Source organism: Pseudomonas sp. RAC1, assembly GCF_030658255.1.
Taxonomy (GTDB): domain Bacteria; phylum Pseudomonadota; class Gammaproteobacteria; order Pseudomonadales; family Pseudomonadaceae; genus Aquipseudomonas; species Aquipseudomonas boreofloridensis.
In genome coordinates, this window is the sequence record NZ_JAUTXS020000031.1 from 128,304 (window position 1) to 145,915 (window position 17,612).

Consider the following 17,612-nt stretch of genomic DNA (forward strand, 5'->3'; position numbering starts at 1 on the left):
CGCCCGCCCGATCTGCCCCCTGGGACAGCGGATTGTCATGACAGATCAGCTACAGAGTATTCGCTTATGAAATCACGCAAGAGAGTCAAGCCGATCGGCTTGAAGGACATCACCATCGTCGACGACGCCAAGATGCGCAAGGCCATCACCGCTGCGGCACTGGGCAATGCCATGGAGTGGTTCGACTTCGGTGTCTACGGCTTCGTGGCCTATGCACTGGGTAAAGTGTTCTTCCCCAATGCCTCGCCGAGCGTGCAGATGATCGCTGCACTGGCGACCTTCTCGGTACCGTTCCTGATCCGCCCGCTGGGCGGGTTGTTCTTCGGTGCGCTGGGTGACCGCTATGGCCGCCAGAAAGTCTTGGCGGCGACCATCGTCATCATGTCGTTGAGCACCTTCGCCATCGGCCTCATACCGTCCTATGCCTCCATTGGCATCTGGGCGCCGATACTCCTGTTGCTGGCGAAGATGGCCCAGGGTTTCTCCGTGGGGGGCGAGTACACCGGTGCCTCGATCTTCGTCGCCGAGTATGCGCCGGACCGCAAGCGCGGATTCCTCGGCAGTTGGCTGGACTTCGGCTCGATTGCCGGTTTCGTGCTCGGCGCCGGCATGGTGGTCATGATCTCGGCCATCGTCGGCGAGGAGAAATTCCTCGACTGGGGCTGGCGACTGCCGTTCCTGGTGGCCTTGCCGCTAGGCATCATTGGCCTCTACCTGCGTCATGCGCTGGAAGAAACGCCAGCGTTTCAGCAGCACGTCGACAAGCTTGAGCAGGGTGACCGCGAAGGCCTGGCCGGTGGTCCCAAGGTCTCGTTCAAGGAGGTGGCCACCAAGCACTGGCGCAGCCTGCTGACCTGCATCGGTGTGGTGATCGCGACCAACGTCACCTACTACATGCTGCTCACCTACATGCCCAGCTACCTGTCGCACAACCTGCACTACAGCGAAGACCACGGAGTGTTGATCATCATCGCGATCATGGTGGGCATGCTGTTCGTGCAGCCGGTGATCGGTTTCCTCAGCGACAAGGTTGGTCGTCGGCCCTTCATCCTGGTAGGGAGCATCGGCCTGTTCGTGCTGGCCATCCCGGCGTTCGCGCTGATCAACAGCGGCAGCCTCGGGATAATCTTCGCCGGTCTGTTGATGTTGGCGATTCTACTCAACTTCTTCATTGGCGTGATGGCATCGACGCTTCCAGCGATGTTCCCGACGCACATCCGCTACAGCGCCCTGGCCAGTGCCTTCAACATCTCGGTGCTGATCGCCGGCCTGACGCCGACCATTGCGGCCTGGTTGGTGGAGACCACCGACAATCTGTACATGCCGGCGTATTACCTGATGGTGATCGCCGTGATTGGCCTGGTCACCGGCCTGACCATGAAGGAAACCGCCAACAAGCCGCTGCGCGGCGCTGCACCTGCCGCTTCGGATCTGGAAGAGGCTAGAGAGCTCTTGCAGGAGCACCACGACACCATCGAGCAGAAGATCGAGGACATCGACGAGCAGATCGCCGAACTCGAGAGCAAGCGCAAGCTGCTGGTGCAGCAGCATCCGCGTATCGATTGAGTGACGTGTTCAAGGAGCAGGCAGTGCCTGCTCCTCAAGAAAATCCCGGTTTCCGAGGCGATCCTGCTGGGCGCTGAGAATCCGGGATTTTTTTCGCCTGTCACCTAGGTGATCGATGAGCCTTGACGCTGTTCCAGCAGCGCCCGGGCCATGTTCAGCATGTGCATCAGGGCGAACAACACCTCTCGGGTGGTGCCCTGCTGATGATTGCCGGTTTCCTGGGCGGTGGCGGCAGCGCAGCGCAACAGGGCCATGGCATGGGCACTGGCCTGCTCGGACGAGACGTCTTCGCGCACGGTCCAGGGCAGCACGTCGATGCTGGCGTGGGGCGGGGTAGGGTTGAGGTAGTAGTCGAGAGCGCGGCGTGCCGCTTCGCCGTCCAAATCCTTTTCTGGATGTGTCGTTGGTTTCATCCTGTTACCTATGAGGGCTGTAGGGAAATCAGTCACTCACGATATTAGTACGTAAAGTATTTTTTATCGATCAATTAATAATACAATATGTGTATTGAGCGCTGACGGGCAGTCCGTATCGTGCGGGCGATGGAAAAATGGATCGCGCTGGTCAAGCAAAGGATGCGGGAGCTTGGGCTTTCGCAGGAGCAACTCGCCGAACGCGTTGGGGTCACCCAAGGTGGCGTCGGTCATTGGCTGCGCGGCACGCGTCAGCCGAAAGTGGCCATGATGAATGATGTGCTGCAGGCATTGGGCCTGGCGCATCTTCACGTGTCGCTGCGCATGGAGCGCATCGATCAGTTGGCCGAGCGAAGCGGCCGTTATCCCGGCGACGCGCCGGACGACGAAGATCTCCTGCAGTACATCATGTGCTTCCGCTATCCAGTACTGGCCTGGGCCGAACTGGACGGGCCTTTGCCGCAGGATTGCATCGTCCACGAGCAGACCGATTATTGCGCGCAGGGCAAGGCGTTCTGGCTTCCGGTGGAAAGCGATGCGATGAGCGCGCCCACCGGTCCCAGTGTGCCCGAGCGTATGCTGGTGCTGGTCGATCCCGGCGTGCAGGCCGCGCCGGGCAAATTGGTGATCGCCCGACAGAACGGCACGTCGGCGGTGTTCCGGCAGTTGCTGGAAGACGGTGGCCAGCGCTACCTCAGCCCACTGAATCCGACTTACCCCAAGCTGTTGTGCGGTGAAGACTTGCAGGTGTTGGGTGTGGTGGTGCGTTCGCACGGACGGCACTGAGGCCGCCCGTCAGTTGGGCCGTTGCCTACACGGTCATCAGGCGTCTCCTAACGAGACTGGCATCGTTACCACCCCTCGCTATTTCCCTTTTCTTACATAACGTCTCCGGTCGCGTCCGCGCGCCGGCGCGTGTGTTGTGCCTGAATGCCAGACGGCAGGGGGCGGCCGACTCGCCTCGGCGCAAACGGACGCGCTATTTTTCACCTTTACGTAAACGTCAATCTGCGCCAAAGTATCGCTCGCTTGCTTCAGTCATGCCCAGAACAATCACAAGAAGGGACAGCCATGAGTCAACCAAGCTATACCCAAGGTCGCCAGGATGCGCCGCTGCTGGACCAAACCCTCGGCCAGGCATTCGATGCCACGGTCGCCCGCTGGCCGGAGCGTGAGGCGCTGGTGGTGCGCCATCAGGGCCTGCGCTATCGCTGGCGCGACCTGGCCGAGCAGGTCGACTCGACTGCCCGCGGCCTGATGGCATTGGGTGTCGCACCCGGCGAGCGGGTCGGTATCTGGGCGCCGAACTGCGCCCAGTGGTGCATCCTGCAAATCGCCACGGCCAAGGTCGGCGCGATCCTGGTGACCATTAACCCCGCGTATCGCAGCGCAGAACTCGAGTATGTGCTGCAACAGTCCGGTTGCAGTTGGCTGGTGTGCGCCGATGCCTTCAAGTCATCCGACTACCACGCGATGCTGCAGACGCTGTTGCCCGAACTGGCCAGCCATCCCCTGGCCAGCGAACGCTTGCCTGACCTGCGTGGGGTAATCAGCCTGGCGACCAAACCGCCGGCAGGTTTCCTGCCCTGGACGGTGTTGGCCGAGCGCGCGGGGCAAATCGAGGTGGCCGCTTTGCGCGCGCGTGAGTGCGCCCTGCACGATGACCTGGCGGTGAACATCCAGTACACCTCCGGCACCACCGGCGCGCCGAAAGGCGCCACCTTGAGCCATCGCAACATTCTCAACAACGGCTACATGGTCGGTCGCAGCCTCGGATTGAGCGAGCACGACCGCCTGGTGATCCCGGTACCGCTTTATCACTGCTTCGGCATGGTCATGGGCAACCTGGGCTGTATCGTCCACGGCGCTACGATGATCTATCCCAACGACGCCTTCGATCCCGAGCACACGCTGCGCACGGTGGCCGAGGAGCGAGCGACCCTGCTTTACGGCGTGCCGACCATGTTCATCGCCATGCTCGACCATCCGCTGCGCGACCGCCTCGACCTGTCGAGCCTGCGCAGCGGCATCATGGCCGGTGCCACGTGCCCGATCGAGGTGATGCGTCGGGTGATCGAGCAGATGCACATGGCCCAGGTGCAGATCGCCTACGGCATGACCGAGACCAGCCCGGTGTCGTTGCAGACCGGGCCGAACGATGACTTGGAGTTACGCGTGACCACCGTCGGGCGGACCCAGCCACAGCTCGAAACCAAGCTGGTGCACGAGAAGGGCGAGATCGTTGCGCGCGGTGAGATTGGTGAGTTGTGTACGCGGGGTTACAGCGTGATGCTCGGCTATTGGAATGATCCAGAGGCGACCGAACGGGCGATCGATGCAGACGGTTGGATGCACACCGGCGATCTGGCTGTGATGGACGAGCAGGGCTATGTGCGCATCGTCGGACGCAACAAGGACATGATCATCCGCGGTGGCGAAAACATTTATCCGCGCGAATTGGAAGAGTTTCTCCACACCCATCCGGCGGTCGCCGAAGCGCAGGTGGTGGGCATACCCTGTGAGCGTTTCGGCGAACAGATCGTCGCCTGGATCAAGCTGCATCCCGGGCATAGCGTCACGGTCGAGGCGCTGTCGGACTGGTGCAAAGCGCGCATCGCACACTTCAAAGTGCCGCGGCATATCCGCTTCGTCGATGAATTCCCCATGACGGTGACAGGCAAGGTTCAGAAGTTTCGCATGCGCGAACTGACGATTGCTCAGTTGGAGGGACACTGACCAGCAGAGCACGATCCGCCCCAGGACGGATCAGTGCATTGAAGGATCTTCACGCCTTGACCGGCGGCTCATCACTGGGCGGATCACCCACCGTCGGTGGGACGGTCGGCTTTATCGGTAAGGGATCCGGCTCCTTTTCCGGCACCGGCGGCGGCAGTGTCGGTTCGTCGATATTCGGATCGGGTGTTTCAGGATTGGTCGGAATGTTCATGGCCGGACCTCGTCGGTGTTCCAAGGGTGTACAGGTACGACATGACTTGGGCAGCAATCGCTCAATTTTTATGGAACCCCGCTCTAGCCCCAGGCTCTGAACCCTTACCGCCACCAGCCAGGGGAGCAAGGTCCGATGTCAGGTAACGAGCCCGTTGCAGCAGCGCCTTTCGAGCAAGTGCCCAAGGCCAACGATCATCCCGACCAGGCCATCAATCTGTCCCAGGCGCTGCTGGCGCCGCGTATCGTCATCGAAGACACCACGCCGGTGCTCGACGGTGGGGCCTTTGCCGTGAAAGCCATCCGCAATCAGCCGGTGGCGGTGACCAGCAAGGTCTACAGCGACGGCCACGACCGCCTGTCGGTGCTGCTGCACTGGCGCCAGGCGCACAGTCGTCAATGGCACGCGGTGCCTATGTTCGCCGAAGGCAACGACCTGTGGACCGCCGAATTCACACCCGCTGAGTTGGGCCTTCACCTGTTTTGCATCGAAGCCTGGATCGACCCCTACGCCACCTATTGTCACGACCTGGAAAAGAAGTACCACGCCGGGGTCGAGGTGACCTTGGAGTTGGAAGAAGGTCGGCTGCTGCTGGGCAAGGGCGTGGACCGCAGTGAAGGCGCGTTGCGTGAGCAGTTGCAGACGTTGCAGCAGCGCCTGCCGAGCCTGTCGGCCGATGAGCAGGTGGCATTGCTGCTCGACCCGCACAGCGCCGAGCTGATGGGCAAGGCTGAGCACCGCAGCTACCTGACCTGCAGCCGCGAACTACCGCTGGATGTCGATCGAGAACAAGCGCTTTTCGCCAGTTGGTACGAGCTGTTCCCCCGTTCGATCACCGACGAGGCCGAACGTCACGGCACCTTCAATGATGTGCATCAGCGCCTGCCGATGATCCGCGACATGGGCTTCGACGTGCTGTATTTCCCGCCCATCCACCCCATCGGCAAACAGCATCGCAAGGGACGCAACAATTCCCTGCAGGCCGGTCCCGACGATCCGGGCAGTCCCTACGCTATTGGTAGCCCTGATGGCGGCCACGAGGCGATCCATCCGCAACTGGGTAGCCGTGAAGACTTCCGCCGCCTGGTGGCCGCCGCTGCCGAGCACGGCCTTGAAATCGCCCTGGATTTCGCCATCCAGTGTTCCCAGGATCACCCTTGGCTCACCGAGCACCCCGGCTGGTTCAGTTGGCGCCCGGACGGCACCATCCGCTATGCCGAAAACCCGCCGAAGAAGTATCAGGACATCGTCAACGTCGATTTCTACGCGCCCGACGCCATGCCGTCGCTGTGGTTGGCGTTGCGTGACGTCATCATCGGTTGGGTGCAAGAGGGCGTTCGTACCTTCCGGGTCGACAACCCGCACACCAAGCCGCTGCCGTTCTGGCAATGGCTGATCGCCAATGTGCGTAGCCAGTACCCTGACGTGCTGTTCCTCGCCGAAGCCTTTACCCGTCCGGCGATGATGGCGCGGCTGGGCAAGGTGGGTTATGCGCAGAGCTACACCTACTTCACCTGGCGCAACACCAAGCCGGAGCTGCGCGAGTATTTCGAAGAGCTGAACCAGCCGCCCTGGAGCCTGTGCTACCGGCCCAATTTCTTCGTCAACACACCGGATATCAACCCGTTCTTCCTGCAGAATAACGGCCGTGCGGGCTTTCTCATCCGCGCCGCGTTGGCGACCATGGGTTCGGGCTTGTGGGGCATGTATTCGGGCTTCGAGCTGTGCGAAGGCGCGCCGCTGCCAGGCAAGGAGGAGTATCTCAATTCGGAGAAGTACGAGATCCGTCCGCGGGACTTCACCGCGCCTGGGAACATCATCGCCGAGATCGCCCAGCTCAACCGCATCCGCCGGCAAAACCCCGCCTTGCAGACGCATCTGGGGGTGACCTTCCTCAATTGCTGGAACGACCAGATCCTGTACTTCGCCAAGCGCACCGCCGAGCGCGACAACTACATCCTGATTGCCATCAGCCTGGACCCGCACAACCCACAGGAGGCGCACTTCGAGCTGCCGCTGTGGGAATTGGGGCTGGACGACCACGCCGATACCCACGGCGAGGATTTGATGACGGGGCACCGCTGGACCTGGCATGGCAAGACCCAATGGATGCGCATCGATCCTGGGTATCAGCCGTTCGGTATCTGGCGCATCAGCCGTCTGGATTGATCACGGTCGTCTTCCAAGGAGTCCCCCATGGCCAAGCGTTCCCGCCCGGCAGCCTTCATCGACGACCCGCTGTGGTACAAGGACGCGGTGATCTACCAGTTGCACATCAAGTCGTTCTTCGATGCCAACAACGACGGCATCGGTGATTTTGCCGGCCTGATCAGCAAGCTCGACTACATCGCCGCGCTGGGCGTCAACACCCTCTGGTTACTGCCGTTCTATCCCTCGCCACGGCGCGATGATGGCTATGACATCGCCGAATACAAGTCCGTGCATCCGGACTACGGCAGCCTCGCCGACGCCCGACGCTTCATTGCCGAGGCGCATCGGCGTGGGCTGCGGGTGATCACGGAGCTGGTCATCAATCACACCTCCGACCAGCATCCCTGGTTCCAGCGTGCACGGCGTGCCAAGCGCGGCAGCAAGGCCCGCGACTTCTACGTCTGGTCCGATGACGATCAGAAGTACGACGGCACGCGGATCATCTTCCTCGACACCGAGAAGTCCAATTGGACGTGGGATCCGGTCGCAGGCCAGTACTTCTGGCACCGTTTCTATTCCCATCAGCCCGATTTGAACTTCGACAACCCGCAGGTGATGAAGGCGGTCATCGGGGTGATGCGCTTCTGGCTCGACCTGGGCGTGGACGGTCTGCGGCTGGATGCGATCCCTTATCTCATCGAACGCGACGGCACGAACAACGAGAACCTGCCCGAGACCCATCGGGTGCTCAAGGCGATTCGCGCCGAGATCGACGCCAACTACCCCGACCGCATGCTGCTGGCCGAGGCCAACCAGTGGCCGGAAGACACGCGCCCGTATTTCGGCGAAGGCGATGGCGATGAATGCCACATGGCGTTTCACTTCCCCTTGATGCCGCGCATGTACATGGCCCTGGCCATGGAAGACCGTTTCCCCATCACCGATATCCTGCGCCAGACCCCGGAGATTCCCGCCAACTGCCAGTGGGCGATCTTCCTGCGCAACCACGATGAGCTGACGCTGGAGATGGTCACCGATCGCGAGCGCGACTACCTCTGGAACTACTACGCCGAAGACCGTCGAGCGCGCATCAACCTCGGCATCCGTCGACGCCTGGCGCCGCTGCTGCAACGCGACCGTCGGCGCATCGAATTGCTCACCAGCCTGCTGCTGTCGATGCCCGGCACGCCGACGCTGTACTACGGCGATGAACTGGGCATGGGCGACAACATTTATCTGGGTGACCGGGATGGCGTGCGCACGCCGATGCAGTGGTCGCCTGACCGCAACGGCGGTTTTTCCAAAGCCGACCCGCAGCGCCTGGTGCTGCCGCCGGTGATGGACCCGCTGTACGGCTACCAGACCGTCAACGTCGAAGCGCAAGGCCACGACCCGCATTCGCTGCTCAACTGGAACCGCCGCCTGCTGGCGGTGCGTAATCAGCAGAAGGCCTTCGGTCGCGGCACCTTGAGGATGCTCAGCCCGAGTAACCGCCGCATCTTGGCGTACGTGCGCGAGTACACCGATGGCCAGGGCAATACCGAAGTCATCCTCTGTGTCGCCAACGTGTCGCGCGCTGCCCAGGCCGCCGAGTTGGACCTGTCGGCCTATGTCGACAAGGTGCCGGTGGAAATGCTCGGCGGCAACGCGTTCCCGCCGATCGGACAACTGCCGTTTCTGCTGACCCTGTCGCCTTATGGTTTCTATTGGTTCCTGCTGGCCTCCCATGACAGCCTGCCCAGCTGGCACAACACACCCTCCGAAGGAATGCCCGAATTGACCACGCTCGTGCTGCGCCAGCGCCTGGAGGAACTGCTCGAAGCGCCCTCCATCGACACCCTGCAGGACGCCATCCTGCCCCAGTACCTGCCCAAGCGCCGCTGGTTCGCCGGTAAGGAAGCGCCGATCGATGCGGTGCGCATCCGATATGGCGTGCGCTTCGGCACCCCGAGCAACCCGGTGCTGCTCAGCGAGTTGGAGGTGGTCAGCGACGGCCTGAGCACCCATTACCAACTGCCACTCGGTCTGCTGCCCGAAGAGCAGATCAACAGCGCCTTGCCCCAGCAACTGGCGCTGTCGCGGGTGCGTCGCGGGCGTCAGGTCGGCTTGATCACCGACGCCTTCGTCCAGGAACCTTTCATCCGCGCCGTGCTGCGGGCCTGCCAGGAGGGCAGCCAGCTGCCGACCGAAGCGGGCGAACTGCGCTTCGAGTGCACCGAGCAACTGGCTGCCCTGCAATTGGGCGAAGACAGCGCGGTGCGCTACCTCAGTGCCGAGCAGTCCAATAGTTCGGTGGTGATTGGAGAGCGTGTCGTCCTCAAGTTGATCCGCCGGGTCAATCCGGGCATTCACCCCGAGTTGGAAATGAGCGCCTACCTCACGGCAGCCGGGTTCGCCAATATCTCGCCGTTACTGGCCTGGGTCAGCCGCGTGGATGCGCAGGAGCAACCGCACCTGTTGATGATCGCCCAAGGCTACTTGAGCAATCAGGGCGATGCCTGGTCCTGGACCCAGAATACCCTGGAGCGGGCGATCCGCGATGAGATGGAGCCCAACCATGCCAGCGCCGAGGCGCATACCGATGCCCTGGCCGAGCTGGCCGGTTTTGCCACCTTGCTGGGCCAACGCCTGGGCGAGATGCACCTGCTGCTTGGCGCGCCGACCGATGATTCAGCCTTCGCACCGCGCCCCAGCGATGCCACCGACAGTGCGCGCTGGGGCGCGCAGATCGCCGCCGAACTGAGCCACGCGCTGGACCTGCTGGGCCAGCACCGCGCGCAGCTGGATGCCGACAGCCAGGCGTTGGTCGACGATCTGCAACAACAGCGCGAAGGCTTGGCCCAGCACATCGAACACCTGGCGCAGCAGGCCCAAGGGGGGCTGCTGATGCGCGTGCACGGCGACCTGCATCTGGGGCAGGTGCTGGTGGTGCAGGGCGATGCCTATCTGATCGATTTCGAAGGTGAGCCCTCGCGTCCGCTGGACGAACGGCGTGCCATGCACAGCCCGTACAAAGACGTCAGCGGTGTGCTGCGCTCCTTCGACTATGCTGCTGCGATGATCCTGCGCAGCGCCTCGGCGGTGGACTCGTCCGAGGCTGCCGGCCAGGCCCGTCAACGCATCGCCCGGCAGTACCTGCACCAGTCACGTCATGCCTTCGTTCAAGCCTACGGCCTTGCGACCGCCGCCATGCCCCATGCCTGGCAGCAGGCCGATGGCGAGCGTGCGGCACTGGAGTTGTTCTGCCTGGAGAAAGCCGCGTACGAGATCACCTATGAAGCGGAGAATCGTCCGAGCTGGCTGGCCGTGCCTTTGCATGGCTTGCATGGACTGATCAGCACGTGGGGCGAGTCTTGAAGGACATGTCGCCGGTGTCACCGTTTACGTTTGAGCCCACTACCGAAATCACCTGTTAAGGAAGAGTCAGATGAATCCAACCACGCGCAGCAATGGCGGACTTCGGCAGCGCGATCTCGACGCCCTGGCCAGCGCCGAGCATGCCGATCCTTTTGCAGTGCTGGGGCCGCACGATGACGGTGCAGGCGGTCACGTCATCCGCACGTTCCTGCCGGGGGCGCTGAGTGCGAGGGTGCTGGCGCGCGACGACGATCGAGTGCTGGCGCAGATGGAGCAGGGCAGCCTGCCGGGCCTGTTCTTTGCGCATGTGGATACGCGCAGCCCTTACCGCTTGCAGATCGGCTGGGCCGGGGGCGAGCAGACCACTGAAGACCCCTACAGCTTCGGCCCGCAACTGGGCGAAATGGACTTGTACCTGTTCGCCGAAGGCAACCATCGCGACCTCTCCGGGCGTTTCGGCGCCCAGCCGATGCAGGTCGAGGGCGTGGATGGGGTGTGCTTCTCAGTGTGGGCGCCCAACGCCCGGCGCGTCTCGGTGGTCGGGGCGTTCAACAACTGGGATGGCCGTCGCCACCTTATGCGCCTGCGCCACAATGCCGGTGTCTGGGAGTTGTTCATCCCGCGCTTGGCCATAGGCGAGACCTACAAATTCGAGGTGTTGGGCCGTGATGGCGTGCTGCCGCTCAAGGCCGACCCCTTGGCTCGGGCCACGGAACTGCCGCCCAGCACGGCGTCTAAGGTGGCCGGTGCGCTGGGCCATACGTGGCAGGACCAGCAGTGGATGGAGCAGCGCGCCCAACGCCATGCCTACAGCGCGCCGCTGTCGATCTACGAACTGCACGCCGGCTCCTGGCGCTGTGAGCTGAACGAAACCGGCGAAGTCGCACGTTTCTACAACTGGCGTGAGCTGGCCGAACGCCTGGTGCCCTATGTGCAGGAACTGGGCTTCACCCACATCGAGCTGCTGCCGATCATGGAGCACCCGTTCGGCGGGTCCTGGGGCTATCAGCCGCTGTCGATGTTCGCGCCCACCTCGCGCTATGGCACGGCCGAAGATTTCGCCGCCTTCATCGACGCCTGTCACCAAGGCGGCATTGGCGTGATTCTGGACTGGGTGCCGGCGCACTTTCCCACCGATGAGCATGGCCTGGCGCGCTTCGACGGCACCGCGCTGTACGAGTACGACAACCCGCTCGAAGGCTTTCACCAGGACTGGAACACGCTGATCTATAACCTGGGCCGCAACGAAGTCCGTGGCTTCATGCTGGCCTCGGCACTGCATTGGCTCAAGCACTTCCACATCGACGGCCTGCGTGTGGACGCGGTGGCGTCCATGCTGTATCGGGATTATTCGCGCAAAGCGGGGGAGTGGGTGCCCAACCGTCATGGTGGGCGCGAGAACCTAGAAGCCATCGAGTTCATTCGCCAGCTCAACGATGTGGCCCTGCACGAGGCCCCGGGTGCCTTGATCATCGCCGAGGAATCCACCGCCTGGCCCGGCGTGAGCCAGCCGACCCAGCAGGGCGGCCTGGGCTTCGCCTACAAGTGGAACATGGGCTGGATGCACGACACCTTGCACTACATCCAGAACGATCCGATCCACCGCGCGCATCACCACAACGAACTGAGCTTTGGCTTGGTCTACGCCTATTCCGAACGCTTCATCCTGCCGATTTCCCACGACGAGGTGGTGCACGGCAAGCATTCGCTGATCGACAAGATGCCGGGCGACCGCTGGCAGAAGTTCGCCAACCTGCGCGCCTATCTGGCGTTCATGTGGATGCACCCCGGCAAGAAGCTGCTGTTCATGGGCTGCGAGTTCGGCCAGTGGCGTGAATGGAACCATGACCAGCAGTTGGACTGGTACCTGCTGCAGTACTCCGAGCACCAGGGCGTGCAGAAGCTGGTGGGCGATCTCAACCGGCTGTATCGCCAGTACCCCGCCCTGCACGAGCAGGACTGCCAGCCCCAGGGCTTCCAATGGCTGATCGGCGACGACGCGGTGAACAGCGTCTACGCCTGGCTGCGCTGGAGCAGCGCGGGCGAGCCGTTGCTGGTGGTGGCCAACTTCACCCCGGTGCCGCGCCAGGGTTACCGCGTCGGGGTGCCGTTCGAAGGGCATTGGGAGGAACTGCTCAACAGCGATGCCGAGCTTTACGCCGGCAGCAATGTGGGCAACTTTGGCGGCGTCCAGGCAGAGCCGTTGCCCAGCCACGGTCAGGGGCTGTCGCTGGCGTTGAACCTGCCGCCGCTGGGCGTATTGGTGATGAGACCTGGCCAGTAAGCGTATGAGGCAGTCTGCGCCTTGGCAGCGGCCCGTTCTGGCTGCGGCCAGGGCGTCTGTGTAGCAGTAGGTGCGCTGCACCTGATAATTTTGTCAGTTTCCCCAGTTGTTCGTCGCTCCTAAGATCCCTTGAACTTCAAGCGCCGTGACTGCCCAGTCACTCGCGCAGGGGCATCTCGGACGGAGCTCGGGGAACAGCTATGCCAAAACGCAAAGCAAGTGATACGCAGGCTTTACTGAAGAAGATTCTTGCGAGCGAGTTGCCTGCTCACGCCTCGCTGGTCGATACGCTGCAGGTACCGTCCTCGGTGATGGCCTTGCAGCGCAGCGGTGAGGCGGCCTTGATGGCGCAGTTTCCCACCCTGCAAGCCAGCGAGGTCCATCGTCTGCAGGGGCGTCTGGACGTCGCCAGCGCGGCCATGATGCGCGCGTTCCGTGAACAGCGACTCATCGCCACTGCGCCACGGCCACTGGATGAACGCAAAGGGCCGCTCGCCCTGAGCACCGGTCCCACTTACGAAAACCAGTTTTCGCCCTCTTGGGCCAACAACGCCCGGCCCGATGCCGTGGACGCCACCACCTCGCCTGCCGCGTATCTGATCGACATGCTCAGCTTCGTCAAGCAGTACATCGAAGGCGACAATCTGCACCCCGACCTGCGACCACTGGCGGTGCGCCGCCCAGACCTGTTCGAACTGACCCTCGACCATCGCACCCTGAGTCGAGAGGTGCCGCAGGTGGAGGTGGTCAACCAGGTGCTCGAACGGGCAATCGTCGATGAGCAGCAGCGCAAGGGGGAATCGTCTGCCGTCGAGGACAGGCTGCTGCAGGTTCGTCATCCGCTGCGTTTGTTCCCCTATGAAACCTATTGGCAGCAGATTCTCACCGTGCTTGCACATAACGACCTGCACCTGGGCGATGTGGCGCGTCTTGGCGATCTCGACAACCCCTATTTCATCCAGCCAGGGGCCCATTCGCACTGGTCCGATTCGGCCCTCCAGCAGGAAAGCGAGCTGGGCCCGGCGCTGCGGTCCATCCTGGTCGAACGGCCGTATTTCGGTAGCGGTAGTCAACTACGCGTCGACCCACAGAATCGCAAGCTGCTGGCACTGCGCGATCCGACCAGTGCCGCCCATGCCGACGAGGAGCGAGACGCCAGCGCGCAGTTTTTCCTGGAGAACTTTGGTGTGCAAGGGGAGGCGACGCTACGCCGGGTCGTATCGTTTTGCCAGGTCGTGCAGATCGACCAGATGCAGATGGAGTCGCTGTTCGCCCTGGCCGGCCACGCGCCTCGGCGTTCGGACAATGTCCGCAGCGATGTGGCGGATTCAGGTGCCGCGGCGTTCGGTGCGCGCTTCATCAACAGTAGCGTCGGTGAGCCTGTGGCGGTCGACAGCAGTGCCGTCGATCCGCAACTGCACTACTTCCTGAACCTGACGCCGGTGCGCCTGGATCGCATCAACCGCTTCATGCGCCTGGCCCATGCCCTGCAGTTGCCTTATGTGCAGGTCGATCAGGTGGTCTGCGCGATCATCGATGCCGAGCAGGTTGCAGCCACCGAACTCAAGCGCCGCCCACTGCTCGAGGCTTCCCCGCTGTGGATGAGCACCAACACCTTGCGTGGTCTGGGGGTGTTCCAGTTCCTGCGCAAACGCCTGGGCTGCAGTGCCGAAGACTTCGCCACCTTATTGTCGAACATGGGTGTCCATGGCGTTGGCGATACCCCCAGTCACTTCGACCGGGTGTTCAACAGCGGCGCGGCCTTGCCGTTGGTGCTCGACGACGAGGTGTTCAGCCTCTCCGGGGACGATCCGCACAGCAAACGTACCATCGACCAACTGTGCCATGGCCTGGGGATCAACCTGGAAACCTTCCGCTACCTGTCCCGCACGGTCATGCAAGCGCAGGGCAGCGAGACGTTGCGCCGCTCGCTGCCGGTGATCTCGGCGTTTTACCGAGTGACCTTGCTGGCAAGGCTGCTGTCGATCAGCACCATCGAACTGCTGTCGTTGCTGGAAACCCTCAGCCCCGAAGGGCTCTACGCGTTGCAGGCTGCCGGGCGACCGACCAATGCCATGCACCGGAATTTTTCCCAGACCGATACCCTCAGCGTGGTCCACGCGATAGCCCACTGCGTGCTCTGGTGTCAGCAGCAGGACTTGCCGATCAGTTGGCTGGTGCAACAGTTGCTGCCGATCGAAACCGTCGATGTGGTGCCGCAGGCAACGCTGAGCTTGCTGGGCGACATCAAGCGCGAGCTCTTGCCATTCCAGGACCTCGACCAGCACCTGGCCGAATCGGGCGTGATGGCCCTGCGCACCGCGAGCTGGCAGCAACAGCTCAAGCAGATCGTCGATGAACTGGGGCTGTTTCGCGAGGCGCGCACGCCGGAAGAAGACTTCGAACCGGCGCTTTACGAGCAGTTCCTGGAGCGCGAGATCCAGGTAGTGATCGATGCGCTGGTCGCTACGCCCGGGTCGCTGGATTCCGAATTGCCCGAGCTTGCCCCGGACGAGCAGCAGCGCCTCAAGAGTCTGATCCTGGGCACGCTGCTGCGCGTGCGTTCGCAGCAGTGGGGCGTGGTGCAGGAACGTCTGGCGCAAGCGTTGGCGCTTAGCGCCGACCGGGTGATCGCGGTCGTGTACTGGGCGGGGGGCAAGGTCCACGCCCTGCTCGAAAGCGCTGCCAGATTCACTGCCCTGGATGATCGATCGCCCACGGCAAAGGCCATCATGCCGCTGCTTCAGCGCATGCAACGGCATGCCCGGGTGGCCGAGCGACTGAAGCTCTCACCGCTGCTGCTGGCCACGCTGCTGTCGACGACGCAGCGTCCGCGCCTGAGCCTGAGCGACTTGGAGCTGACCTTGCCGACGTTGTATCGCCTGGAGCGTTACACCCATGCAGTGGAACGCGCCCGTCAGTCCGAGGAGCAGTTGCTGGGTTACTGGCAGGCGATCGCGGCCTTGGGCGAGATGAGCGAGAACGAGCGGCGCCTGATCAAGGACGCCGCAGCGGAAAAGATTGCCAACTGGATGGGCTGGGGCATTCGCGAGGTGCTCGATGTCGCGACCCACCTGACGTCCGACGGTATCGTCCGCAACCTGGACCATCTGATCGTACTCGCCCAGGTCAAAGCCATCAGTGACCGCACGGGCCTGAGCGCGATCTCGCTGATGAAGCTCAGCCGACTGGACTCCCACGCTTCTACCCAGGACCACCGCGATGCAGCGGAACAGATGCTCAGCAGCCTCAACCGCCCCGGCGAGCCCCGTGGCGAAGACGCCGAGCTACGTCAGAGCCTGGCCACGCGCTGCGTGGTCAGCCAGTCGCGCCTGATCGCCAACAAGCCGGACGAATCGACCCGAATCAGCCTGACCCTGCTGGACATGAGCAACCAGCCGGTGGCAGATATTCGCGTGAGCTGGACCACCGATCTGGGGACCTTGCTCAGCCGCTTCGGCTATACCGACCACAACGGCGTGGTGACGGTCGAACTCGACGCCGGAGAACTGATGGGGGTGGCTCACGTCAAGGCCACCTATTTGCTCGACAGCGAGGCCTATGCGCCGCCCATCGTCATCGACTGCGACGAGGACTCGCTGACGCTCATTCGCCAGAGCCCGCTGCCTGCGGCGCCGTGGCAAGCAGCAGGCAACCTCGGCGAATACGTCATCGTCGCGGGCCTGTTCGACGACTACGACAATCCAGGTGTTGATCGTCTGATCAACTGGGCGAGCGATATCGGCGAGTTCGTCGATTCGCCGGGCGAAACGTTGACCAACGATGAAGGCCTGAGCCAGGCACGTCTGCGCAGCATGGATCCTGGCCAGGGCAGGGTCGCCATGTGGTACGCCGGCAGTACCGACGATCCCCAGATATTCGCGCTGGAATTCGAAGACCGGCCGTCGATTCGTGCGCTGGCGCTGGACTCCTGGGCAGTGGTCGGCACACTCGTCGTCAAGGCCACCGTGCTCAGCGTCAATGGCGAGCCTGCCAGCGGCCAGAAACTGGTGTGGGCGTGCACCCGTGGCGATGGCGAAGATGGCCCCAGCTTCGAGGGCGAAGCGCAGACCGACGAGCACGGCGAGGCCCGGCTGCGCATCGACGCCACCGAGGCCGGGACGCTGCAGGTGCGTGTGGCCCTGCGCTCGAAGGACGATGATGAAACAGGCTTCCACCCTCGCGAGCTGACGCTGGAGGTTCTGCCGGACGCGTTGGAGGTGGTGACCGAGCAAGGGCTCGTTTGGCCGCTGGCCGATGGCATCGACGCCAGCGACTTCCTGATCCAGGTCCGCACCCGCGATGGCCGTCCGGTCGAGCGCTGTCCGGTGACCTGGACGGTGCAGGAAGGCGGCCACCCTGCGCAGCCTATGACCACGGACGCCCAAGGCAAGGCGCGGTTCATCCTCAGCTCGACCACTCCCGGACCGCGCACCGTGGTTGCCACCTGGGGCGAAGACCCGCAAGCAGTGAAGTTCGACGAGGTGATCTTTCTGCCTGCGCTGGACATGCTGGTGTGCTTCGACGGTCAGCCGATCGGCGGGCCGGTCGTCATTCGCCAACCGGCACCTGGCGCGGCGCAGGACACGTACACGCTCAGTTGCACCTTGCCCGACGACCATCCCCTGCTCAAGGAAGGGCTGCAACTGCTGTATGACGGACGCGATTCCGCGCCGGCGCTGGGGCTGAGTTTCGAGCCCGGCCTCGGTGAGGTCGCCTCCTTCGAGGAACGCACGGTGAGCTGGACGCTTACCGCCGTTTCGACGGGGCTCTCGCACGAGTCCCGGCCGCAGTTGGGCATTACTTACCGTAAGGCAAGCCGCGTGGTCTGGCTCGATCTGATCGTTCAGCCGGCGCAGCCTTGACCCTGATTGACGCGAATGACAGAGGTGAG

General features: G+C 63.1%; 9 protein-coding genes. 7 read left to right on the forward strand and 2 right to left on the reverse strand.

Going from position 1 to position 17,612, the window contains the following annotated elements; translation table 11 throughout:
* Positions 1 to 66 precede the first annotated feature (66 nt).
* A complete protein-coding gene (gene proP, locus Q7C30_RS11180; protein WP_317871530.1) occupies positions 67 to 1,566 on the forward strand; it encodes a glycine betaine/L-proline transporter ProP in 1,500 nt (499 codons plus the stop codon).
* 104 nt (positions 1,567 to 1,670) lie between these two features.
* Here the strand turns inward: proP and Q7C30_RS11185 are convergent, their stop codons facing one another.
* Positions 1,671 to 1,979, reverse strand: coding sequence for a hypothetical protein (locus Q7C30_RS11185; RefSeq protein WP_317871531.1), 309 nt, complete (start codon positions 1,977 to 1,979; stop codon positions 1,671 to 1,673).
* A 129-nt stretch (positions 1,980 to 2,108) separates the two neighbouring features.
* Here Q7C30_RS11185 and Q7C30_RS11190 point away from each other — a divergent pair, with 129 nt between their 5' ends.
* Together Q7C30_RS11190 and Q7C30_RS11195 are read left to right on the forward strand one after the other, a co-directional pair.
* Positions 2,109 to 2,765 carry a S24 family peptidase gene (locus Q7C30_RS11190; RefSeq protein ID WP_295488210.1) on the forward strand — a complete coding sequence of 219 codons (657 nt, stop codon included), beginning with the start codon at positions 2,109 to 2,111 and terminating at the stop codon, positions 2,763 to 2,765.
* A gap of 285 nt (positions 2,766 to 3,050) precedes the next feature.
* The gene (locus Q7C30_RS11195; protein ID WP_317871532.1) at positions 3,051 to 4,715 is read left to right on the forward strand and encodes an AMP-binding protein; all 1,665 of its coding nucleotides are present in this window, start codon (positions 3,051 to 3,053) and stop codon (positions 4,713 to 4,715) included.
* 49 nt (positions 4,716 to 4,764) lie between these two features.
* Here the strand turns inward: Q7C30_RS11195 and Q7C30_RS11200 are convergent, their stop codons facing one another.
* The gene (locus Q7C30_RS11200) at positions 4,765 to 4,926 is read right to left on the reverse strand and encodes a hypothetical protein (RefSeq protein ID WP_317871533.1); all 162 of its coding nucleotides are present in this window, start codon (positions 4,924 to 4,926) and stop codon (positions 4,765 to 4,767) included.
* Between the two features lie 135 nt (positions 4,927 to 5,061).
* Here Q7C30_RS11200 and Q7C30_RS11205 point away from each other — a divergent pair, with 135 nt between their 5' ends.
* The 4 genes from Q7C30_RS11205 (at position 5,062) to Q7C30_RS11220 (ending at position 17,583) form a co-directional block, all read left to right on the forward strand.
* The gene (locus tag Q7C30_RS11205; protein WP_317871534.1) at positions 5,062 to 7,095 is read left to right on the forward strand and encodes an alpha-1,4-glucan--maltose-1-phosphate maltosyltransferase; all 2,034 of its coding nucleotides are present in this window, start codon (positions 5,062 to 5,064) and stop codon (positions 7,093 to 7,095) included.
* Between the two features lie 27 nt (positions 7,096 to 7,122).
* Positions 7,123 to 10,434, forward strand: a complete 3,312-nt coding sequence (treS, locus tag Q7C30_RS11210) for a maltose alpha-D-glucosyltransferase (RefSeq protein ID WP_317871535.1) — start codon at positions 7,123 to 7,125, stop codon at positions 10,432 to 10,434.
* Between the two features lie 70 nt (positions 10,435 to 10,504).
* Positions 10,505 to 12,718 carry a 1,4-alpha-glucan branching protein GlgB gene (gene glgB, locus Q7C30_RS11215; RefSeq protein ID WP_317871536.1) on the forward strand — a complete coding sequence of 738 codons (2,214 nt, stop codon included), beginning with the start codon at positions 10,505 to 10,507 and terminating at the stop codon, positions 12,716 to 12,718.
* Between the two features lie 200 nt (positions 12,719 to 12,918).
* Positions 12,919 to 17,583, forward strand: coding sequence for an Ig-like domain-containing protein (locus Q7C30_RS11220; protein ID WP_317871537.1), 4,665 nt, complete (start codon positions 12,919 to 12,921; stop codon positions 17,581 to 17,583).
* The last annotated feature ends 29 nt before the right edge of the window (positions 17,584 to 17,612 follow it).